A 21,248-nucleotide genomic window follows, 5' to 3' on the forward strand; every position below is an offset into this window, starting at 1 on the left:
AGTCAGTTTCCCACCTTTCCTTTAAAGGCACTTTGATAGATTCCGAGAATCTTTTGTTCATTTAGCTTATAAGGAGTGTTCGATAGCAAGCGATCAATTTTTGCCGCCTGTTCCGCCAGCATCGGTAATGAGTCCTCTTCAATCCCAAGTTCAGATAACGATGTAGGTAAATCAAGATCCTCCAGAAGCTGATACATATAATCAACAACTGCCTTCAATGCTTCGCTTGGCTGTGATTTGAAATCACCCAGTTGTAAAAAGGACGCTACTTCCACCATTTCTTCCGTGCATGTTTTCCCAATCACTTCGAAAACGAATGGCATTAAAAGGGCATTTGCGACACCATGCTCAATATGGTATTTACCGCCTAGCGGATAGGCCAGTGCATGAACCGCCCCAACCCCTGCATTTGCTAGAGCCACACCCGCTAACGAGCTTACCCAACTCATTCCGGTTCGAGATTCCAAATCATTTCCGTTATGGACAGCTCTCGTAATGTTCGAAGGAAATAGTTTCATAGCTTTCTCTGAATAAACTTTCGTAAGCGGTGTAGCCTTGATGGCAATATAAGATTCAATGGCATGCGTAAAGGCGTCCACCCCTGATGCCGCAGTAACTCGTGCCGGGCAGGAAATGGTCAATTCCGGATCGATGATCGCTACATCCGGAAGGAACACCGGACTTACGATCCCTCTTTTTACTTGCTGCTCTTCATCACCGAAAATGGCATTCATCGTCACTTCCGAACCTGTTCCTGAAGTTGTCGGCAAAAGAATGCATTTAACCGTTCTCGATTTCACCACTTTTTCACCGTTTATATAACTTGTTATATCGTCTTTCCCGCATAAAGCTGCTGTTGCTTTTGCCACATCAAGCGCACTTCCCCCGCCGATTCCGATGATTACATCACATTTTTCGGAATCTAGCGTTTGTACGGCATCCTTCAATAGCTGAAACGTCGGCTCTCCCGAAATCTCCGTATATGTAGTGGTTGGTACGGATAAGGGCTTAATATGATCCAACACTTTTTGAACAACGCCAACTTTTTCCAGACCTTTGTCACTTACAATCGCAACCTTCTTGGCTCCCAGCTCTTCTATTTCCTTTACTAACGTCGTAAATGACCCAACACCAACCCGGAAAACTGTCGGCATTCGAAAATCATGGATTATATTTTGAGCAATAGACATGATCATCCTCCTTTTGAATACGTATTCAAAAAACTCACCAGACAGTCCAACCGCCATCAACCACCAATGTTTGACCTGTCATCATATCTGAACAATCTGATGCCAGATAGACCACGCCGCCAAATAAATCCTCCGTTTTAGCAAGTCTGCCAAGCGGAATCCTGCCCAATACTTCAGTTTTGAAGGTTTCATCTTCAAACATCGGCTTGGTCATCGGTGTTTCAATGAAGGTTGGAGCAATGGCATTGACATTGACCTGATGCGGTGCCCATTCTATCGCGAGCGCTTTCGTCAGCTGTGTAATTCCTCCTTTACTGGAGGAGTATGCAGCCCGTTTGTAATAACCGACGAATGCCATTTGCGAAGACATATTTATGATCTTGCCTTTTTTTTGGCCGATCATATACTTCCCTGCAGCTTGGCTCGTAAAAAATACACTTTTTAAATTAATGTCCAGTACTGTATCCCACTCTTCCGATGTCAACACTTCAGCCGGCTTTGCCACATTTATTCCTGCATTATTTATTAAAACATCAATCTTACCGAAGTGTTTGTATATCCCTTCCATTACTTCCGCCGTTTCTTCAACCTTTGTTAAGTCAAATGAAACAGGTAAAACATTTGCTCCGGTTTGCCCAATCTCATGTGCAGCTTCTTCAAGTTGCTCTTTATTGCGGGCAACTATCGCTATATCGGCCCCGGCCTGTGCAAGCAAATGGGCTAAGTCTTTACCGATTCCTTTACTTGCACCTGTAATGATGGCCACTTTACCGCTTAAATTAAATAAATGATTTATATCCAATCTATCACCTATCTTTACCTCATCGAGGCGATTTTTTTACATTCAGGCATTTTGCATTTTGATTTTGAATACGTATTCAAAATCATGCAAATACTTGTTAGCGATTACAAATTAAAATATAAACAACTTTCTGACTTTTGTAAATAGTAAAAATAATATTAAGTCTATAAATTTTTAAAATGCCCGAATTTCATTTTATGAGAATAATACACTTAAGGTCCAATCCAAAACCGGCCATTCCCCTTAATCTTGTACGGGGGCTGGCCCTGTTGTTTTACGGACCATCAGTTCAGGCTTAAGGAAAATTTGTATGGATGAAGATGATGTTTCTTTATTTTCTATGAGAAAGATTAATTTTTCCAGTGCTGTTAAAGACATTTGATCCATTTGTTGAGATATTGTGGTCAGCCCTATAAATTCATTAGCGGACAATCTTATATTATCAAACCCAACAACGGATAAATCAGCAGGGATTTTCAAATTAAGGTTTGAAGCTGCATCTAAGACTGCGAGAGCCATCTGATCGGATGCCGCTATGATTGCAGTCGGCCTGTCCTTCTTTTTCAGCAGTTTTTTTGTAAATGAATAGATTTTGTCATAGGAAAATTCGCTATTGAAAATCAAACCTTCATCAATTTCATATCCGTTCTCCATCATCTCTTCTTTATAACCTACTGTTCGCTCATATGTTGCCAAGTATTTGGAAGGGCCGGATATTTTGGCTATTTTTTTATGTCCTAATTTTATTAGATGCTGAACAGCGAGCCTGGCTCCTTTATTATTGTCCATTACGATAAAGTTAACGTCCTTGATATCGAGGAAACTATTATATAATAATACGGGAAATCCATTATCATGTAACTTTTTAATTTTTTCAGTATAGTTTTTACTAACGCTTGTAAGAATGATTCCCTCTACCCTTTTGCCAATCAGCAAATTAATGGCTTGTTCCAAGTTTTCATCTTTATGCCCCGTGTTATAAACGATGACATCATATTTTAATTCTTGTGCCCTTTCTATGATGACTTCCGCCGTTTCGGCAAAGAATGGATTTGAAATGCTCCCTAATATCAACCCTATTGATTTGGTTCTTTTTTCAACAAGGCTTCTGGCTATTTCATCCCTTGTAAAACCCAGCTCATTAATTACAGCAAGAACCTTATCACGCGTATTTTTCTTAATATACGGGTAATCATTCAACACCCTGGAAACGGTCGATTGTGAAACACCCGCTATTTTTGCCACATCTTCTGTCGTCACTCTCTTCATGCTTCATTAATCCTTTCTACGTCTAGTAATTGTTATCCTAGGAAACTAAAACAACGTATATATATCAATATAAACATTATGATTTCCCTTTAATATATCATAATATTTAAAATTTTACTTCCAGTTATGGAACTGTTTTGGGTTTTGGATTGCGTCAGGTTGTACTTTTTCGCAAAATATGAGGATTTAAAGTAAGCGTTTGTTGCTTATCTTATCCTATAGGAAAAAGAGCCGATCTTTAAAGATGGGCTCCAGACTGGAGATAAGCTCGAAATTAAGAGTTTGCAAAAATCGTTGATTTCCTCTCCAGGCACTCGCTTTCCGCGGGCGGTCCTGGATCCTTCCTCGGCGCCTTTGCTCCTGCGGGTCTCCCTTGGATATGCTTTTCCCGTAGGAGTCACGCACCTTCCGTTCCAATCAACTTTGCTTTAAAATTCAAATGGAGCGCCTTTTTGACAGTTTTTTCTGTATTTCCATATCTAAAGATTGGATCTTCTTTGCCCTTCCAGGTTATTTTAGTGAAACTTTCCTTTTAAAAAGCGATACAGTCCATCTTCTCGATATGAATACTCCGTCACTTCATCGGCTTGTTCTTTGACCAGGTCCGTGGCGTTTTTCATGGCAACGCAATGTCCGGCGAGTTTAAATAGCGGGAGGTCATTTTCGCCATCGCCTACTGCCAGGATATTTTCCGGTGCTAACTGGAAATGTTTCAGCAGCAGTTGAACGCCTGTTGCTTTTGTGATGCCTTCCACGGTCACTTCTACATTATGATGAGTGGAGGAAGCCGTGGTAAAGGCATTGTACTGCTTGATTTTCCCCAACTCCGCTTTCCATTTTCGAATATTATTCATTTCATTACTGAAAAAGTAGATTTTGGCGACACTGCTTATATCCAGCTCTTCTGACCACCTTATTTTGTCTTCGACTGCATCCTGTCTTGATAGCCATTCATTTTCATCGACCGTCTCAGGTTTAGGTATCAAACCTTGTTTAACCATATAGTCTTTATCCTTAAGTAATGCCATCCGTGTTCCTTCGTTCGGATGAACTTCGTAAAAAATCTCTTCCGCTCCTGCTTTGGCGACCAACTCTTCAACAAGTTCCGTCGACAGGGCGTGTTCTACTATCTTTTCCTTTCCGATGAATACGGACATTCCATTGGCGGTCACCATTCCATCGGCTTCCATGCCGGCCGGCAAAACGTCCCTCACTTCTTCCAGCGTTCTTCCTGTTGCAATGAAAATCAGCTTACCGCTTTTCCTAAGGTCGCTTATGTATTGTTCCAGCGTCTCATTCACAGTATTTCTTTCGTTCAATGTCGTGCCATCCAAATCGAGCACAATTGCTTTGTTGGTCATGCCAATCACCTCAAAAATCAGAATGATGATGAAAATGCCAACAGCCCATTATCTATAAGATCTTAGGCTGTTGGTTTCATTCATATATTTTTATTACTGTACCTTATCAGTATAACAGTTTAGGATAATCCTAAAAGTTTCATCACACTTAGGATCAAGAGACCGACCACACCAAAGTCCGAATCACCGAATGTGGTGCCTTCAAACCCTACATCCCCCAAGAAGACCAGGAGTATTGCCGGCAGGAAACTGATGATGAGTCCGTTGGCAAACGATCCAAGCATAGCTCCACGTCTGCCTCCTGTGGCATTTCCGAATACACCTGCTGCTGCTCCGGTGAAGAAATGCGGTACAAGCCCCGGAACGATTACTTTCAGTCCAAGAACCGGAAGGAGGAACATGGATAATAATCCAGCCAAGAAACTGAATAGGAACCCGATGATCACTGCATTTGGAGCGAATGGAAAGATGGTCGGACAGTCCAATGCAGGCTTTGTATTCGGCGCCACTTTATCGGCAATCCCTTTGAATGCAGGGACGATTTCAGCAATTAACATCCGTACCCCTGCAAGGATGATGTAGACTCCTGCAGCGAATGTTATCGCCTGGATGAAAGAGAATACGATGAAGTTAGAACCGCCGGATAATTCCGTTTCAATATAGTTCTGTCCGGCAAACAATGCGACGATCACGAAGAACATCGTCATCGTAAGCGATACAGCGACTGATGTGTCCCTCAGGAATCCTAAAGATTTAGGAACCTTGATTTGCTCTGTCGTTTTTTCCTTATTTCCAAACCATTTTCCAACAGTCGCGGATACAAAATATCCGATTGTCCCGAAATGGCCGATGGCAAAATCATCGCTTCCGGTAATCTTCCGTACGTATGGCTGAAGGAGGGCTGGGAACATCACCATGCATACTCCTAATAGAATGGAACCGACCAAGATAAGTGGAAATCCGCTGAGCCCGCCGACCGATAGCGTGACTGCAAGTAAACAAGCCATGAATAAGGTATGGTGTCCCGTTAAAAATATATATTTAAATGGCGTGAAACGAGCCAGCAAAACATTGACCACCATACCAAAAACCATGATTAGTGCAGTCGAGGTCCCAAAATCACTTTGGGCGGCTGCGACAATGGCTTCGTTATTCGGTATGACGCCTTGTACATTGAATGCATGATCGAACATTTTACTGAATATATCAAGGGCGCCAATGAGCACTGCCGCTCCCGCTCCAATGATAATGAAGCCCATGACGGTTTTTAGCGTTCCAGATACAACATCCGCACTGGATTTCCGCTGTAACAGCAGTCCAATGAGAGCAAACAGCCCCACAAGTATGGAAGGTGTACCCAAGATGTCATTCATGATAAGTTCCAGCATTGCCTCTCCCCCTCTTCTTTATGTTTTCTTCTTATAGATGTGAAGCCAATTTCGATGTGATTTCAGGAATGCTCATCATGTTTTCCAGTGTGACGATCGTCCGGGTTCCATCATCCAGCTGACCGACAATATCCGCCGCTCCAAGGAAAATATCCGCCTGAACCGTTTTTGCGGATGCAAGATCCGTATGATCCACCTCGGCTGTCTTACCCATTTCCGTCAACGCTTTCTTCACATTCATCTCCATGATGAAGCTGCTTCCCAATCCGTTTCCGCATACTACCATGATTTTCTTCATATCAATCTCTCCTTTTTTATCCTACATGAATTTCCAATTTAGATTTGATTTCAGGGATGCTCATCATGTTCTCCAATGTGACGATCGTCCGGGTTCCATCATCCAGCTGACCGACAATATCCGCCGCTCCGAGGAAAATATCCGCCTGAACCGTTTTTGCGGATGCCAAATCCGTATGATCCACCTCGGCCGTCTTACCCATTTCCGTCAATGCTTTCTTCACATTCATCTCCATGATGAAACTGCTTCCCAATCCGTTTCCGCATACTACCATGATTTTCATTCCGCTTCCTCCTTCGAATATTTATGAACGTACTCCATAAGGACCGATTTATCTGAAGTTCTTAAGATTTCTTCTATATTGGCTGGTTCATTCAATAATTGAGTGAGCTGGATCAACGCTCGCAGATGCGAATCGTTATCCACTGCCGCCAAAATGATAATCAGGCGTACCGGTTTATCCGGCGCAAAGTCCACGGCTTCATCCAATTTCAACAAACTCATGGATAAAGACCTGACCCCCTGCTCTGGACGTGCATGTGGAATCGCCACTCCAGGCGTTATCACTACATATGGTCCATTCGTTTCTATGGCCTCGATCATGGCATCCACATATCGTTCCTCTACGGTTCCTAAGTCCACGAGAGGCTTGGCCGCGACTTGAATGGCTTCTTTCCAATCGGAAACATGCGGCTGTAATTGAATCGTTTGCATATTGAGCAGTTCTTCTAACACAGGCTTCTCTGCCTCCTTTAAAGAAAATTGGGTTATTTTTGGTGTATGGGTATACACATTCGACTTCAAAGCCTTTTCAAGCTGATCCTGTTCATGGATGGTTGCATACTTGGAAATGATCTTTAATAAAGCTGCAACATCCACACTTTCCGTCGTATATCCATACAACTCCTGCATGACCTGCTGGCGCAATGTATGTTTGTCCTGCATTTCCAAAATGGGCGGTACAACGAATAATGCCGCTTTTGTTCTCATATGCACCGTTGAAAAAACAAGATCGTACGACAATGGGTATTCAGCCGCATTTCTAACGGACAGAACGTCCAGGAACAATATATCCGGAAATAATTCCCTCAATGTATAAATGAGGATATTGCTGATTCCAATGCCATTCGGGCATACGACAATTGCCCGTTTTCGATCATCCAATGTCGTTCCTTGCCTGCGCAGCCATCCGCCAAAATAAACCGTGAAGTATGCGACTTCCTCTTCTGATACTGGACAGCCAATTTCTTTCTCCAGCGCCCACAGGGATTTTTTTGTCAAATGATGCAATTCAGGATAGACCTTCTGCACCCGTCCCGTCATCGGGTTCATTTGCGGGAGACCATACCGCAGGCGATGATATGCCGGTTTAAAATGAACATATAATTGTTGGCATAGCTGTTCTTTGTCTTTCAGGTGAACAAATGCCAGCCTCTCGAACTCTGCGACGATTTCCTGCAAAAGTTGCTGAATGGCTTCATCATCCTTAAGAGGCGAAATATCCTTCGTTCGATTCATGCTCAGTAAATGTAAGGTGGCGTATAAGTTTTCCGTTTCGCTCCATACTGATTGAAAGGCATTCGTCCTGGACATTTCCTCAACCATTTTGTATTCTTCCGTCGCAACAAACGGCGCCCAGCTCTCGTCTGCCTGTAACTCTTCCCCTTTTCCTATGAGCTGATCAGTACATAGAAATAAATAGCTCAGTTCATGAAGCCGTTCATCCGTAAAGGTGATGCCTAATTTACGTTCGATCCCTTCAAGCTGTAACCGGATCGAGCTGATTTGCTTTTCTTGATTTCCCCATATGCACTCCATGATCCATTCACTATTGGGACTGTTCAATACATCATGTACGAGACGTTCTATGATATATCTCTTTACTCGGGTTTCCCCAATCACCACATAGCCATCTTGTTTGGAATACTGGATCTTGAGCGATATGTCCCTGTTTTTCTCTTTAAGTCTTTTTAAATCCTTCAACACCGTATTACGTGAAAGCCCGGTGATCGACTGGAAATGATAGACGGACAATTCTTCCGGGCTTAACAGAATCATGAGGTAAAAAACTTTTTCCCTATCCGTCTCTGAAAATATATAATTGCGTTTTGTCAGTTTTACATTCAATTCTTCATCCCTGATCGTTTCTGAAAAGGAGTAGCCCATTTCACGATTATATTGAATCGGTTCATATCCATGAAATTGGAGCCAGTCATTCGCTTTACTTAGACCATATTGGATTTGCCTTCTCGTCAGACCTGTTTGGGCTTCAAGTTCTTTCATTTTTGAAATGGGCGAATGCTGTAATAGTTTTAGTAAAATGGCGCTTCTTTCATCTAAAAACATTCTCAATCCCTCTCCCTGCTTCTACGATATCTCACTTCTTATTAAAAATGTAGCGTTTCTCAGTCCGAATGTTGTCATAGGTACTGCACAATAATATACTCTTTAAACATTTGTGCAGAATACCGCATCTTTTCTTAAGACATTAATTGCTTCGTAAGCGATTTACAATAAGGAAAATATTTAGAAGAGGCTATTATGTACAATTTGAGGCATATTGGAATGCATGATATAGAAGACTGGGGGCGGGGTGAAGCTGAGAGTTTGGAATGATGTGCCGTTTGAAAAGGGCTAAACTTTGGCGATTGAGATTAGAATACGCATTCTTCACCAAATCAAATGAAAGGGAAAACAACGTAAAACCTCTAAAAAAGTTCTAGCTTGATTTCAGAAATTCGCTCCCTTTCCGCCGACTGTCTGCCAAGCCTCCTCGACGCAAGCGCCTTTGGGGTCTCGGCTAGCCAGTTTTTCGGCAGGAGTGTCGCAAATTTCTTCAATCCAATAAGGTTTCATACTATATAAAACAATAAAAAAATCATGGATTATAACAAAGTTTCATTTTGAATAATTTGGTAAAAATCACCTCAGTAAATGGATTCGGGATGACTATTCCCATTAGTTCGACAAACTCAAAGAATAAAAGCGCGCCTGGGGAGACACCGCAGACGCATAGAACGCCGAAAAGGCTCCCGGACAGCCCGCGGAAAGCGAGTGCCTGGAGAGGACAAATACTAATCATAATAAAACTGTAGGCAAACTCGATTTTCATCAAGTTTGCCTACAGTCCGAATGGGGACAAATGTCCCCTTCTTCATTCAATCAGTGCGTTATCTTTATATCTTGCTGAAATCGCGCTGAGCTCCCCTATAGCTTCCGATGATATTTTGATAACCAGGAAGCTGGCTGGAAAGTAAAGCACCAAAACCTTCGACATCGTTGCGCCAATCACGTTGTAATTCGCATGCTACGCTAAACCAGTTCATAAGCTGCACACCGCCATGCGCCATACGCGCTAAAGCCGCATCAGCTACCTGTTTGCTGACTGTTCCAGATGCATCAGTGACAGCGAATACTTCATAACCAGCTTTCAAAGCGGAAAGTGCCGGGAAAGCAACACAGACATCTGTAACCACGCCCGCGATGATGAGTTGTTTTTTTCCAGTTTCTTCGATTGCTTTAACAAAATCTTCATTATCCCATGCGTTAATTTGTCCAGGCCGAGCTATTTTTGGTGCGTGAGGAAAGAGTTCTTCCAATTCTTGCATGAGCGGTCCGTTTGGTCCGTTTTCAAAGCTTGTCGTTAAAATGACTGGTAAATCAAAAAACTTAGCGGTGTTGGCCAGAGCCATAACATTGTTCTTGAATTCATCAACACCATAATCACGCACTAGCCCGGAAATAAGGCCGGTTTGATGATCCACCAGTAGAACGGCAGCATCATCTTTGGAAAGACGGGAATAGAGATCAGACATTTTTAAAGTCCTCCTTTTATTAAAAGCTATCGAAGAAAGTTCATATGTAGGGAAATCCCCCAACCCCTTCGTTGGTTCCAATCAGTTTATAACTTAACTGACTGTTGCTATGAGTTTATCTATAAACTCTTAGCCTGTCAATCATATATAGATTAAGAATCATTGATTATTAATCTAGAATTGGAGTGTGATCGATCCAATGAATGAATTGTTGTAAATAACGCTCAAGATAACGTTTTGTTTGATCGTCAGTAAGCACTTTCCGATCAGAATCAATCTTTTTATGTACTTGCGAAATCAGCATTTTTTGAAATGGAAGAACATGTACTTGCATGGCTTCTAATACTTGCCTGATTTGCATTTGAGCAAATGCAGTACCCATTCCACCAGGAGTAGCTCCAATCAGGCCAACTGGTTTTTTGGTAAGAACGGCAGACTCCCGAGGTCTTGATGCCCAGTCCAATGCATTTTTTAATACGCCCGGTATTCCAGAATTGTACTCTGGACTTACGATAATGATACCGTCAACGTCCTGTATGGCGGATTTAAAGGATGCCACTGTTTCTGGAACCCCACTTATTTCTAAGTCTTCGTTAAACAACGGAAGATCATTAATTTCGATCCAGCGAAATTGATACGAATCAACCATATCTGTCAATGATTGAGCAATGATTCGATTATAAGAATTTTCCCGTAAACTGCCGCAAATAAGGCCTATGGTTCTGGTCATCTACTTCCCTCCCTGTTTGAAATCATCTCCTATAGTACCATAATATACCAATAATAAAAAAGTGACGTTATTCCTAATCACTAAATATAGAAAAACATAATAGCTGGGTAAAAAGAACTTCCTAAAAATGATCAAGAATTCTAAATTGCATGCACAAAAGTCCCTCTTCCATTTTCCGAATATTTCAAACATACTATTAACTATAAGGCGATTGGGAGGAGTGCGGAAATGGAGGAAAAGAAAGTTACATGGTTAGAGCTCTTTTATGATTTGTTATTTGTCGCGGCCGTTGCGGGCGCAACTCATGTTTTACTGCATGTTGAAGATGGATATATCCATCCAGAATATTTATTAAAGTTCGTGCTGATTTTTATTCCTATCTGGTGGGCATGGGTTGGGCAAACCATATTTATTAACCGGTTTGGAAAGGATGTATTTCATCAACGGCTATTTTTGATATTGCAAATGTTTTTTGCCCTCATTATGACATCAAGCTTATCTGCTGATTTTGATCCTTATTATCTTTCTTTTTTAGTTGGTTATATTGGATTGAGAGCCGTGACTGCTATCCAATATCTTGTTGTACAGCGGATAGAAGAGGGATTTCGAAAAAAGGCAGCACTCTTTTTGGGAAGGTATTTTTGGATTGGAATCGTCATTTCATTATTCTCCGTCCTTTTTGATTCTTGGCTTCGGTATGCTGTGTTGTATTTGGGCATATTGGTCGATATCATTGTTCCGATCCTTGGAAGAAAGTGCTTGGAAAAGGTTCCTACAAATACGGCCCATTTGTTGGAACGCTTTGGTCTATTTACCATCATTCTCTTTGGGGAAGCTCTTGTCAGCACGCTTGCGGTCATTCAGCCTAAACAAGGAAATTGGGATTCGATAGCCTTTTCCATCATTTCATTTGCCCTGATAATAGCCATGTGGTGGCAATATTTCGATAACATGGAGAAGAAAGTCGACAAATCTGTACAATCTTCCGGCCAAATCATCATTTACGGTCATCTGTTTATTTTAATGTCTATAAGCATGATTGCAGCAGCCATCAGATTATTGTTTTTACATGAAGTCCATTATTCATTTATCCTCTATTTTGTTTTCGGTTCCGTATTGCTCTATTTCATGTCAACCACTTTTGTTTTCCACCAATATAGACATAAGCACATGCGGTTGCAAATATATCATTTAGGGTTATTTTTAGGGGTTTTAGCCGTCTTTTTTATTTTTAATTTGTTTGTCGGGGTTCCGAATATAGTGATAATAGCCGAATTAACATTGTTCTTTATCATCTATGCTAAACTAACGACTACATAATAAAGGTATTAAAGAAACCAGTATTAAACGCTTATACTGGTTTCTTTATATAGAAGTTGGATTTTTTTTCATTTGACACCAAATTAGTTTATTCATAAACTGATTGTTACAAAGAAAGTATGAGGTGACATGACATTCATGAAAGAAAACACAACGAATCCCTCCACATCTAATAATGAGGAACGACTAGGTTTAATGTTATGGTTCCGAATAACACGAATATATAACCAGAGTATCCGGGAATCCAATCAACATTTAAAGAAATGGAATCTATCGGCAGCCCAATTCGATATCTTGGTTCAAGTGGGTTCCCATGAACGATTGTCTCAACAAGAACTGGCAAACAAGCTTTTTGTGACGAAAGGCAATATCACTCAACTATTAAGGAAAATGGAAGAAATGGGATTGATTAAACGGGAGCAGGAATGGAAAACAAAATACCTTTCATTAACTAATGAAGGAAAAGAGTTTTTTCATGAAGTTGTTCCTAAACAAGAACATTTTCAGGCATCACAGTTTGCCAACCTGAATGAGACGGAAAAACAGCAGCTTTTAGATTTACTTAGGAAAGTTCAAACATAAAAAGATCCCCATTTGAATGGGGATCTTTTTTTTATATCTTAGTTACTTCAGTTTGTTCATGAACAATGAAAGCACCACATTCACGATGGCGAAAAGTTTTTTTGAAGTAAGTACTCTTTTATTAGACACACTTTTTATAAACTGCATTTTGATTATTCTATTGGATTATCAGTTGACATTTTGTATACATATGTATACATTTAATACAAGAAAAAGTGTATACAAACGTATACACAGAAAGAGGTTATAACATGAGGGATGAAAAATTCAAAAAAGATAGACATCACGGTGGTAGGCATAAAGACCATGGTTCACACCATCGTGGCCCCAAAACGTTTCGCCGCGGAAGGGCCATTGCTTTTTTAGAAATGATGAATCTTAAACGTTCAACCATTATGGAACAGTTAAATAAACCAGAGTTTCAATCCATCAATCAAATTCTAGTCGGTGAATTGAAAGCAATTGATATGTTAATCAACGAGTTCATTCAATTATTTGAAATACAAGAAAATGAAGCAGCCGATAAGAAAAGTGAAGAATTGGAAACTTCCAAAGAGAAAGGAATGGAAACGAATGAAACAAATTAACAGCTATATCGACTCAGTGTTTTATACCGGAGATGCCCTTTTGGAAGAAGTCATTTCGTCCATACAAGAAAACGGAATGCCGTCCATATCGGTATCCCCCTCCTCCGGAAAACTTCTTACCATGCTGATATCCATTTCAGGTGCTAAAAAGGTTTTGGAAATAGGCGCTCTTGGGGGCTATAGCGGAATCTGCCTTGCCAGGGGATTCGGCAGCGAAGGAAAGTTAACCTCCCTTGAATTAAAGGAGGAGTATGCAAAATTTGCTTATCGCAATCTATCCAAAGCTGGCTTTGGCGATCAAGTATCATATATGACCGGAGCAGCTCTGCAAAGCCTAGAAAAACTCGCTTGTGATAACAAGAAATTTGATTTTTTCTTTATCGATGCTGACAAGGAAAATTATGAAAATTACCTGCAATATTGCATTAAACTGGCAGAACCGGGTGCTCTAATCGTCATGGATAACGTACTTGCGAGGGGCAGTGTCGCAGATCCGGATGCTGAACCTAAACGTTACACTGCATTTATGAAGGCATTCAATGAAAAGGTGGCCAATCACCCTCAATTGGAATCCATGCTAATTCCAATCGGTGATGGGCTGACCATTTCAAAAGTAATCGCGAAAACTCACGAGTAAACTGTTCAAATTCACGAGTAAAACAGCCAAACTCACGAGTAAACTGCCTAAATTCACGAGTAAACTGTTCAAACTCACGAGTAAAACAGCCAAACTCACGAGTAAACTGGCCGAACTCACGAGTAAACCGCCCAAACTCACGAGTAAACTGCCCAAACTCACGAGTAAACTGCTCAAATTCACGAGTAAACTGCTCAAATTCACGAGTAAACTGGCCAAACTCACGAGTAAACCGCCCAAACTCACGAGTAAACTGCCCAAACTCACGAGTAAACTGTTCAAATTCACGAATATATCAATCAAATTCTTAATTATATCGATCAAACTCGCGATTTTATGCTCAGACTCACCTATTTATCGCCTAAATATCCTTTCCATGAAGAAAAAATAATATGAATTTCTATAATCTTGAATGAAAATGATTTTTATTATCAATAATAAATATGAAAGAAGGGTAACCAGTTGATGGTTACCCCCGATGGTTTAAATTTCTGGATCAAATGTTTTGCAATCCGTTTCTTTACTATTTGATGCTTGGTTCCCTTTATGGCTGACAACATAAATAGCATCTGCACTGCATTTGTTTCCAGAATCCCAATATTTGCAATTATTCACTTCACATAGAACATCTTTTGCCATCTTATCACACCTCCTCATTTGCTATCATTAACAAAGTTGGGGTTATTGATACTTTCCTTTTTCAGGTTTTGGTGTCTAAATTTAATTGCGGGCATCATAACGAACAAAAATCCGGGCTGTTTCCGCCCGGATTTTTTATATGCTTATGCTGATCTTTTCAATAGTTCTGCTTGAGGGATTTTCCAGAGCTCCCGCCATTTTTTCAAGGCGGCAACCAGAATGATCAAGCCCAGGATTAACATGGTGATCGATAATATTCCGTTCAAGATGCTGAATCCTGCAGAGTCCGGGTTCAGGTATACGTTTTTCACCATCCAGTACCCTGCTACATTGACTGTTACATATAAGTAGGCAAGGGGTACTAGGCATGTCCAGATATACCAGCGTTTGTCTGCGATTTTCAAGACGACGGTCGCACCGATGATGAGTCCAATCGAAGCCATGAGCTGGTTGGAAACGCCAAAGAGTGCCCAGATCGAACCGATGTCCCCAGAGTAAAGCAGGTATCCCCAGATAAAGCAGGCTAACGCGCTGGCGAATATGTTCCCCGGCAGCCAATCGACTCGTTTTAATGGCTTATAGAACTCCCCGAAGAAGTCCTGGATTAAGTAACGGGCAACACGTGTCCCTGAATCGATTGCGGTTAATATGAACACCGCCTCGAACATGATCACGAATTGGAAGAAAAATGAAGCCAGTTTGTCAAAGAAGGGTATTTCGGTAAAAATATAGGTCATGCCGACAGCAAGTGTAACGGCCCCGCCTGTCCTACCTTCCAGATTAATGCCGATTTCTTCACTGAGTTCGTCAAGGTGTACGGTTTCCATCCCTAATGTTTGAAATACTTCAGGTGTGGAGTTAATCGCAAAATAATCTCCTGGCTGCAGCGAAACTGCGGCAATCAAAGCCATGATGGCAACGACACATTCCACAAGCATCGCTCCGAAACCAACGGATTTGATATCACTCCAACGGTTTAACATTTTTGGAGTTGTGCCAGATCCGACAAATGCATGGAATCCTGAAATCGCCCCACAGGCGATGGTGATTGAAATGAATGGCCAAACTGGACCAGCTACAATCGGGCCCCCGCCATTAATGAATTCGGTAAACGCAGGAAACTGGATTTCTGGATTCACTACGAAAACGCCGATAATCAATGCGGCAAATACACCGATTTTCATGAATGTACTCAAGTAATCACGAGGTGCCAGCAGCAGCCAAACAGGCAATGCGGCAGCGAAGAAAGCATAGATCGGCAAAATGATGGCAAGTGTGCTCGCCTCAAGTGTCAATAAGTCGCCAAGTGCCGTTCCTTGAATGTTCGGCCCTAGTAAAATTGCGGCCATGATGAGCCCGAACCCGACGATTGTCGCCCCTTTCAGGTTGCCGGTTTTTTTATGGTAAAGCCCTACACCCATGGCGATCGGAATGGTGATCCCGACAGCGAACGTCCCCCATGGATTATTTTCCAGAGCATGCAGAACGACCATTGAAAGTCCTGCCATTGTGATCGTGATGATAAAAAGCATCGCGAGTCCTGTACAGAAGCCTGCTACAGGTCCAAGTTCTTCTTTCGCAACTTCCGAAAGGGATTTACCGTCTTTACGCATCGACGCGAAAAGCACGACGGCATCATGGACGGCTCCCCCGATTACAGCTCCGATTAGCAGCCATAATAAACTTGGTAAATACCCGAATTGTGCAGCAAGGATCGGACCCACCAAAGGACCAGCCGCTGCAATGGCTGCAAAATGGTGGCCGAATGCCACCCATTTATTTGTTGGAACATAATCTTTTCCATCTTCTAATTTATGGGCCGGGGTCGGCTTGGAATCATCGAGTTTTAATACTTTTAGTGCTATGAATGTCCCGTATAAACGGTAGGCAATCATTAATATACAAATGGAGCCTATGACAATTGTAACCGCATTCATATTTGAACCCCCTCTATTACTTACATCGTAAAAAAATGATATCACAATGAAAGCGAATTCAATGGGTTTTCAAGTTATAATGCAGATATCGAGGGATGGACTGCATCATGAAGGAGGTAAAATGCAGAATTATGAAAATTTTTAAAAACCGATAAGCTGCTTTAGCTCCTTCACATACGTCCTGCTTACCGGAATGTTTGATCCGTCACTCATAATGAGATTATAAGTCGAGTTAAACCAAGGCTGTATTTCAGATATATGGGTGACATTAACGATAAAACCGCGATGCACCCGTAAAAATGAGTGCTTATCAAGCTTCCTTTCAAGCACGATGAGAGGGTCACCGATTTTATATTCATTTTCCTCGGTTTTTATGATCGTCTTTCCTTCCATGAGTCCTATGAACAAAATATGATCCCGGTCTATCAAAACGATCCGATCATCTATCACTACAGCCAATTTACCAGTCTGTTCCACCGCGGTTCGGCTGGCGGGAGCTGCTGTCCTGGTTTCGTCTTTCCCGATTTGACGCTGCTTCATGAGCTTATCCAGTGTTTGACGAATCCTTTTTTCATTAAATGGCTTTAATAGATAATCAAATGCATATAACTCGAAGGCTTGGAGGGCAAACTCATCATAAGCGGTCGCAAAAATGAGCGAAGGTGCGGGGTCAAGTTCCGACAATTGCTTAGCCAAATGCAAACCATTGCCATCTGCAAGCTCAATGTCCAAAAAAACAAGTTCAGGTTTAAGTCGGGAGATATCCCTCATGGCATCTTCTATCCCCTCAGCCTCACCGACGACTTCAACTTGCCTGCTTCGCTTCAATAGATATTTCAATTCATCTCTTGCCAGTGGTTCATCCTCTACGATAAATGCTTTCATCATCGTTGCCTTATGCTCCTTTTTCGTTGAGTGGTATTGATATTTTCACTTTTGTTCCGTGTCCCATATCACTTTCTATCAAGAGGCTGGCCTGTCCTTTATAGATTCCTTCCAGCCGTTCACTGATATTATGAAGGGCCGTTCCTGTACCCTTAGTCGATTCTACAGCATGCTTACCCAATTCATCTATTCTCCCGCTTGAAATCCCTTTTCCGTTATCTTCCACAACAATGTATATCGAATCGTCTTTAATGTATGCGTGAATGATGATTTGACCTATGTTTTTTACAGGTGGAAATGCATGGTGTACCGCATTTTCAACAAGTGGCTGCAATGTGAATGGTGGGATGAGAACTTCATTCAGCCTTGGCTCAATGCGATAGTCGATATGATATTTATTTGGAAAACGCGCCTGCTCCAGTGATAAATAAGCGTTAACATGCTCTAATTCCTTTTCTAGCGGCACCAGTATTTGTCGGGCTCCTTGTAAATTAGAGCGAAAGAAAGCACTGAGCTCCTGCAATAAATTTCTTGCCTTCTCGACATCCGTCCGGCATAAAACGGATATCGTATTGATTGCATTGAATAAAAAATGCGGATGGACCTGTGCCTGCAAGGCTTTAATTTCAGCATCTTTTAATAATTTCGTTTGCATTTCCGCTTTAGCGAGTTCCAATTGAGTGGAAAATAGTTTGGCCAATCCTTCAGCTAACTCTTGTTCCACTTGGCTTAATTTATCTGGATGCTTGAAATACATCTTCAAAGTCCCGACCGTTTTCTGTTGGACCTGCAACGGGAGGACTACGGCCGCTTGCAATGGACATTGATCATGAAAACAATAAATGTCCTTTTTTGTTTTGGCCACGATGATTTTCCCTTGTTCAAGGGCTTTTTTCGTTAAGCCTGTCGCTATCCCCACCTTAGGGACATGGTGATCTGACGCAGCACCAACATGGGCAAGCACGTTATGTTCATTGGTAATGGCCACGGCATCGGCTTCAGTCAGCCCCAAGATGATTTCGGCTATTCTCTTGCAAGAAGTTTGATTAAGACCTTGCCTGAAAAAGGGCAATGTTTGATCTGCAATCAGGAACGCAAGATTGGTTTGTACAGCCCGCGTCCGTGCTTCGTCCCTTGTGATAGACTGAATGATGAGCATGAATAGTAAGGTCCCGAACCCGTTGATGATGATCATCGGAAGTCCGATTACTTGTACGAGCTCCCACGCCCTTTCAAATGGTTTGGCCGTCACCAAGATGATGCCCATTTGGATCGCTTCCAATGCCATGCAAATGGGCAGGGCAAACCAAGGGGTGATCGTCCCATGTTTTCGGCGCCTTGTCCCCAAAAGACCTGATAAAACCCCAGCCAAAATCGCAGCGACAGCACAGGCCCCCGCTGTAAAGCCTCCGAGAAAATAACGGTGAAGCCCAGCAATCAAACCTACTCCCAACCCAACAAATGGTCCTCCCAGCAGTCCGCCGATAGCCACGCCCATGATCCTTGTATTGGCAATCGCGTTATCGGGAGCAATCTCAGCATGCCAATCGCCCTCCGGCATGGCATGGTTCCCGATTTCAATTCCCGTATAGTTACTTATGATGCCGAATGCTCCAAAAAGTGCGATAAACATGATTTTCTTCGACATTTCATGTTCATGGCCTATCATTTGCCGAAAGGGTTTCATATAAGAAAGCAGGAACGCAGCAATTACGATGATCCCCACTTTTTCAAACAGCGACGGTAATAAATCAACCAAAGCATTCACCCCATTTCTGGCTTTTTCATTCATCTTACACCAGCCATGAAATCCTTGTCGAATTTTGTTTTAGGTTTAGGAGATGGGTGTATAAGCATTATTTTTAGAATTTCATCCATACTCTTCTAAATAAGTTAGCAATTGAATAAAATCCCAACCAGACGTACCGTATCATTTCTGAAATAGCAATCGTCATATTTGGAACCCATCACAAGGTAAAATAGTTTATTGTGAAACGAGGAGAGTAAAAAGGGTATTTCATTTTAGGAACAAGTATGAGGTATGAATATGGAATTGAAAAATCAAATCATTTATATCAGTAAAAAAGTATTGAATAGTATTAAGAATTTCAAGTTTAATTTTGAAACTACTATATTTATCTTTGATAAAGAGCTTAATGTTTTATACTCTAAGTGTAATTTTGAACATAAAGATATATGTAATTTAGTTATAAAAGAATCTGTTGAAAATAATGCATTTGTTTTAAGTTCATTGCAAAATACTACCGTTAAAACCAAAAACAAAATCTCCGGGGAAAATTTCAGTGTTATATCTTCCCCGATTCATGAAATTAGAAATAAGGAATTGCAAGGGTATGTAGGTATAATCACAAAGGATGATAATGGAAATTTCGAAATGATTTCTGAAATGCTCGCTAATCAAATCTCCTACGAGCTACATGTGTATCGTGAGAAATTATTAATAGAAGAGATAATAAAAACAGATACATCATCTATAATCACCAGGGAACAACAACATGAAGTTGAATTGCGAATAATAAAAAATATAACTCAAGGTCTCAAAGATAAAGAAATAGCTGATAGTCTGAATATAAGTGTTTCTACAGTTCGTAACTATGTAAATAAAATGTTTGAAGAACTAGATGTTACCTCCAGATCACAATTAATCAGCATGCACTATGAAAATAAATTATATGAAATTCTTAATGAAATAAAGATTGAAAACCGCTTTTACCTTTAGGAGGAATTAGGATTAGTGATTCAGATTTGTTTATCCCCTAGGAGATATATTATGAGTATGGTGTGTTGTTCCCAATAAGATTTATAAAATCTTTCAGCATATCTTAAAAAAACCCTTCGTAACCATACTATCGAGCTCCTTTATGAGTGAGAAAAATTTATATTGCAGAAGGAAAATGTGCTCAATTAGCAACAAAAATCTACACACATATAACAATCAAAACAGCAGTAATTAACACTAATAAATTTAATCCCATTTCTTTTCTGCGAAATGGGATTTTTTATGCTTACTCAAAATATGTTATGTGCTAAAAAAGTGAACTTCCTATTGTATAAGAAGAATAAAGCTTTATTATGTTAAAATTTAAAGGAATGGAATTATTGCTCGTAATTATTGGTTGATAAACTAAATATAATATTTAAACTTTCTTTGAACTAGAATCATTTGTTTATACCTTCAGTCTAGGAAATTTCAAGAGAAGTTTTAAAATACTAAAGTAAATAAGTCGGAGGCGATTAATGTGTTGGTTGTTACCACAGAAAAAATTGAAGGATACAAAATTGTAGAAGTAAAAGGACCTGCCTTTGGTCTAATTGTAAGAAGCAGAGGGATTGGCGGCGATATCATGGCAGGGTTAAAATCCCTAGTAGGCGGAGAAATCAAGCAATATACAGCAATGCTTGAAGATTCAAGAAAAGAAGCTATGGACCGTATGATAAAGAATGCCAATCAAATGGGTGCAAACGCAATTATCATGATGAGATATGATTCTGGGGAAATCGGTAAAAACATGAGCGAAATTGTTGCATATGGAACCGCCGTTATTGTGGAGAAAATATAATGAAACTCATCATAGGGTACTATATATTACAAATTATTATAGTTATCTTATGCATTTTACTTGGATACTTTATCTATGATAAACGGTTTAAACGCAATCACGGAGTAAAAGTTCCTGATGGATTTCAATCGACAGATGAAATAAATATAGACCCCGTGACAGGAGAAAAAACAAGGGTGTATTATAATCCTGATACGGGTGAACGCTTTTATAAAAAAGAAAAATAA

The 21,248-nt window shown here is 40.8% G+C and carries 22 protein-coding genes; 7 read left to right on the forward strand and 15 right to left on the reverse strand.

All coding sequences use genetic code 11. From position 1 onward, the window contains the following. Positions 1-2: 2 nt before the first annotated feature. The 10 genes from MPH60_RS17685 to MPH60_RS17730 all read right to left on the reverse strand — a co-directional run bounded on the left by MPH60_RS17685 (position 3) and on the right by MPH60_RS17730 (position 10,853). Entirely contained in the window at positions 3-1,190 is a 1,188-nt protein-coding gene (locus tag MPH60_RS17685) for an iron-containing alcohol dehydrogenase (RefSeq protein WP_241591482.1), read from the reverse strand. 34 nt (positions 1,191-1,224) lie between these two features. Then, positions 1,225-1,992, reverse strand: a complete 768-nt coding sequence (locus tag MPH60_RS17690; RefSeq protein ID WP_241591480.1) for an SDR family NAD(P)-dependent oxidoreductase — start codon at positions 1,990-1,992, stop codon at positions 1,225-1,227. Between the two features lie 243 nt (positions 1,993-2,235). Further along, on the reverse strand, positions 2,236-3,261 hold the full coding sequence (locus MPH60_RS17695) for a LacI family DNA-binding transcriptional regulator (RefSeq protein WP_241591478.1): 1,026 nt from the start codon (positions 3,259-3,261) through the stop codon (positions 2,236-2,238). Positions 3,262-3,776: 515 nt separating this feature from the next. Further along, positions 3,777-4,622 (reverse strand): HAD family hydrolase, encoded by an 846-nt coding sequence (locus MPH60_RS17700; RefSeq protein WP_241591476.1) that lies wholly within the window; start codon positions 4,620-4,622, stop codon positions 3,777-3,779. Between the two features lie 119 nt (positions 4,623-4,741). Further along, on the reverse strand, positions 4,742-6,010 hold the full coding sequence (locus tag MPH60_RS17705) for a PTS ascorbate transporter subunit IIC (RefSeq protein ID WP_230177169.1): 1,269 nt from the start codon (positions 6,008-6,010) through the stop codon (positions 4,742-4,744). Between the two features lie 31 nt (positions 6,011-6,041). Further along, a complete protein-coding gene (locus MPH60_RS17710) occupies positions 6,042-6,308 on the reverse strand; it encodes a PTS sugar transporter subunit IIB (RefSeq protein ID WP_048883161.1) in 267 nt (88 codons plus the stop codon). Positions 6,309-6,324: 16 nt separating this feature from the next. Beyond that, on the reverse strand, positions 6,325-6,591 hold the full coding sequence (locus MPH60_RS17715) for a PTS sugar transporter subunit IIB (RefSeq protein WP_241591474.1): 267 nt from the start codon (positions 6,589-6,591) through the stop codon (positions 6,325-6,327). Further along, positions 6,588-8,654, reverse strand: coding sequence for a BglG family transcription antiterminator (locus MPH60_RS17720; protein ID WP_241591472.1), 2,067 nt, complete (start codon positions 8,652-8,654; stop codon positions 6,588-6,590). The genes MPH60_RS17715 and MPH60_RS17720 overlap by 4 nt, the downstream gene beginning before the upstream one ends. An 830-nt stretch (positions 8,655-9,484) precedes the next feature. Beyond that, positions 9,485-10,123 (reverse strand): isochorismate family cysteine hydrolase YcaC, encoded by a 639-nt coding sequence (gene ycaC / locus MPH60_RS17725; RefSeq protein WP_241591470.1) that lies wholly within the window; start codon positions 10,121-10,123, stop codon positions 9,485-9,487. A gap of 169 nt (positions 10,124-10,292) precedes the next feature. Beyond that, positions 10,293-10,853 (reverse strand): NADPH-dependent FMN reductase, encoded by a 561-nt coding sequence (locus MPH60_RS17730; protein WP_241591468.1) that lies wholly within the window; start codon positions 10,851-10,853, stop codon positions 10,293-10,295. Positions 10,854-11,081: 228 nt separating this feature from the next. Between MPH60_RS17730 and MPH60_RS17735 the strand changes: the two genes are divergently transcribed. The 4 genes from MPH60_RS17735 (at position 11,082) to MPH60_RS17750 (ending at position 13,979) form a co-directional block, all read left to right on the forward strand. Continuing rightward, positions 11,082-12,173: a low temperature requirement protein A gene (locus MPH60_RS17735; RefSeq protein ID WP_241591467.1), complete on the forward strand. Its 1,092-nt coding sequence runs from the start codon at positions 11,082-11,084 to the stop codon at positions 12,171-12,173. 138 nt (positions 12,174-12,311) lie between these two features. After that, positions 12,312-12,755, forward strand: coding sequence for a MarR family winged helix-turn-helix transcriptional regulator (locus MPH60_RS17740; RefSeq protein ID WP_241591464.1), 444 nt, complete (start codon positions 12,312-12,314; stop codon positions 12,753-12,755). A gap of 251 nt (positions 12,756-13,006) precedes the next feature. Then, a complete protein-coding gene (locus MPH60_RS17745) occupies positions 13,007-13,342 on the forward strand; it encodes a hypothetical protein (RefSeq protein ID WP_241591462.1) in 336 nt (111 codons plus the stop codon). Further along, positions 13,329-13,979 (forward strand): O-methyltransferase, encoded by a 651-nt coding sequence (locus MPH60_RS17750; protein ID WP_241591460.1) that lies wholly within the window; start codon positions 13,329-13,331, stop codon positions 13,977-13,979. The genes MPH60_RS17745 and MPH60_RS17750 overlap by 14 nt, the downstream gene beginning before the upstream one ends. On the opposite strand, the gene MPH60_RS17755 is transcribed toward MPH60_RS17750, so the two are convergent. The 5 genes from MPH60_RS17755 to MPH60_RS17775 form a co-directional block, all read right to left on the reverse strand. Next, on the reverse strand, positions 13,950-14,303 hold the full coding sequence (locus MPH60_RS17755) for a hypothetical protein (protein ID WP_241591458.1): 354 nt from the start codon (positions 14,301-14,303) through the stop codon (positions 13,950-13,952). The genes MPH60_RS17750 and MPH60_RS17755 overlap by 30 nt on opposite strands. Before the next feature lie 159 nt (positions 14,304-14,462). Beyond that, on the reverse strand, positions 14,463-14,618 hold the full coding sequence (locus MPH60_RS17760; RefSeq protein WP_065310844.1) for a DUF1540 domain-containing protein: 156 nt from the start codon (positions 14,616-14,618) through the stop codon (positions 14,463-14,465). Between the two features lie 143 nt (positions 14,619-14,761). Beyond that, a complete protein-coding gene (cstA, locus tag MPH60_RS17765) occupies positions 14,762-16,555 on the reverse strand; it encodes a carbon starvation protein CstA (protein ID WP_063575196.1) in 1,794 nt (597 codons plus the stop codon). Positions 16,556-16,696: 141 nt separating this feature from the next. Next, entirely contained in the window at positions 16,697-17,443 is a 747-nt protein-coding gene (locus tag MPH60_RS17770) for a LytR/AlgR family response regulator transcription factor (RefSeq protein WP_241591456.1), read from the reverse strand. Positions 17,444-17,450: 7 nt separating this feature from the next. Then, positions 17,451-19,199: a sensor histidine kinase gene (locus tag MPH60_RS17775; protein ID WP_241591556.1), complete on the reverse strand. Its 1,749-nt coding sequence runs from the start codon at positions 19,197-19,199 to the stop codon at positions 17,451-17,453. 288 nt (positions 19,200-19,487) lie between these two features. Between MPH60_RS17775 and MPH60_RS17780 the strand changes: the two genes are divergently transcribed. The 3 genes from MPH60_RS17780 to MPH60_RS17790 all read left to right on the forward strand — a co-directional run bounded on the left by MPH60_RS17780 (position 19,488) and on the right by MPH60_RS17790 (position 21,248). Further along, the gene (locus MPH60_RS17780; protein ID WP_241591454.1) at positions 19,488-20,180 is read left to right on the forward strand and encodes a response regulator transcription factor; all 693 of its coding nucleotides are present in this window, start codon (positions 19,488-19,490) and stop codon (positions 20,178-20,180) included. A 520-nt stretch (positions 20,181-20,700) separates the two neighbouring features. Continuing rightward, a complete protein-coding gene (locus MPH60_RS17785; protein WP_241591452.1) occupies positions 20,701-21,021 on the forward strand; it encodes a YbjQ family protein in 321 nt (106 codons plus the stop codon). Then, positions 21,021-21,248 (forward strand): hypothetical protein, encoded by a 228-nt coding sequence (locus MPH60_RS17790; protein ID WP_241591450.1) that lies wholly within the window; start codon positions 21,021-21,023, stop codon positions 21,246-21,248. Before MPH60_RS17785 ends, MPH60_RS17790 begins: the two co-directional genes overlap by 1 nt.

Source organism: Peribacillus sp. Aquil_B1 (assembly GCF_022603275.1).
In the GTDB taxonomy this organism is placed as follows: domain Bacteria; phylum Bacillota; class Bacilli; order Bacillales; family DSM-1321; genus Peribacillus.

What these genes read in the sequence shown, in the direction of transcription:
- MPH60_RS17730 (WP_241591468.1), bottom strand. Translation starts at nt 10,853, where the DNA reads ATGACCAGAACCATAGGCCTTATTTGCGGCAGTTTACGGGAAAATTCT.
- MPH60_RS17700 (WP_241591476.1), bottom strand. Translation starts at nt 4,622, where the DNA reads ATGACCAACAAAGCAATTGTGCTCGATTTGGATGGCACGACATTGAAC.
- MPH60_RS17710 (WP_048883161.1), bottom strand. Translation starts at nt 6,308, where the DNA reads ATGAAGAAAATCATGGTAGTATGCGGAAACGGATTGGGAAGCAGCTTC.
- MPH60_RS17760 (WP_065310844.1), bottom strand. Translation starts at nt 14,618, where the DNA reads ATGGCAAAAGATGTTCTATGTGAAGTGAATAATTGCAAATATTGGGAT.
- MPH60_RS17750 (WP_241591460.1), top strand. Translation starts at nt 13,329, where the DNA reads ATGAAACAAATTAACAGCTATATCGACTCAGTGTTTTATACCGGAGAT.
- MPH60_RS17745 (WP_241591462.1), top strand. Translation starts at nt 13,007, where the DNA reads ATGAGGGATGAAAAATTCAAAAAAGATAGACATCACGGTGGTAGGCAT.
- MPH60_RS17685 (WP_241591482.1), bottom strand. Translation starts at nt 1,190, where the DNA reads ATGTCTATTGCTCAAAATATAATCCATGATTTTCGAATGCCGACAGTT.
- MPH60_RS17790 (WP_241591450.1), top strand. Translation starts at nt 21,021, where the DNA reads ATGAAACTCATCATAGGGTACTATATATTACAAATTATTATAGTTATC.
- MPH60_RS17720 (WP_241591472.1), bottom strand. Translation starts at nt 8,654, where the DNA reads ATGTTTTTAGATGAAAGAAGCGCCATTTTACTAAAACTATTACAGCAT.
- MPH60_RS17735 (WP_241591467.1), top strand. Translation starts at nt 11,082, where the DNA reads ATGGAGGAAAAGAAAGTTACATGGTTAGAGCTCTTTTATGATTTGTTA.
- MPH60_RS17705 (WP_230177169.1), bottom strand. Translation starts at nt 6,010, where the DNA reads ATGCTGGAACTTATCATGAATGACATCTTGGGTACACCTTCCATACTT.
- MPH60_RS17715 (WP_241591474.1), bottom strand. Translation starts at nt 6,591, where the DNA reads ATGAAAATCATGGTAGTATGCGGAAACGGATTGGGAAGCAGTTTCATC.
- MPH60_RS17770 (WP_241591456.1), bottom strand. Translation starts at nt 17,443, where the DNA reads ATGATGAAAGCATTTATCGTAGAGGATGAACCACTGGCAAGAGATGAA.
- MPH60_RS17740 (WP_241591464.1), top strand. Translation starts at nt 12,312, where the DNA reads ATGAAAGAAAACACAACGAATCCCTCCACATCTAATAATGAGGAACGA.
- ycaC (WP_241591470.1), bottom strand. Translation starts at nt 10,123, where the DNA reads ATGTCTGATCTCTATTCCCGTCTTTCCAAAGATGATGCTGCCGTTCTA.
- cstA (WP_063575196.1), bottom strand. Translation starts at nt 16,555, where the DNA reads ATGAATGCGGTTACAATTGTCATAGGCTCCATTTGTATATTAATGATT.
- MPH60_RS17695 (WP_241591478.1), bottom strand. Translation starts at nt 3,261, where the DNA reads ATGAAGAGAGTGACGACAGAAGATGTGGCAAAAATAGCGGGTGTTTCA.
- MPH60_RS17780 (WP_241591454.1), top strand. Translation starts at nt 19,488, where the DNA reads ATGGAATTGAAAAATCAAATCATTTATATCAGTAAAAAAGTATTGAAT.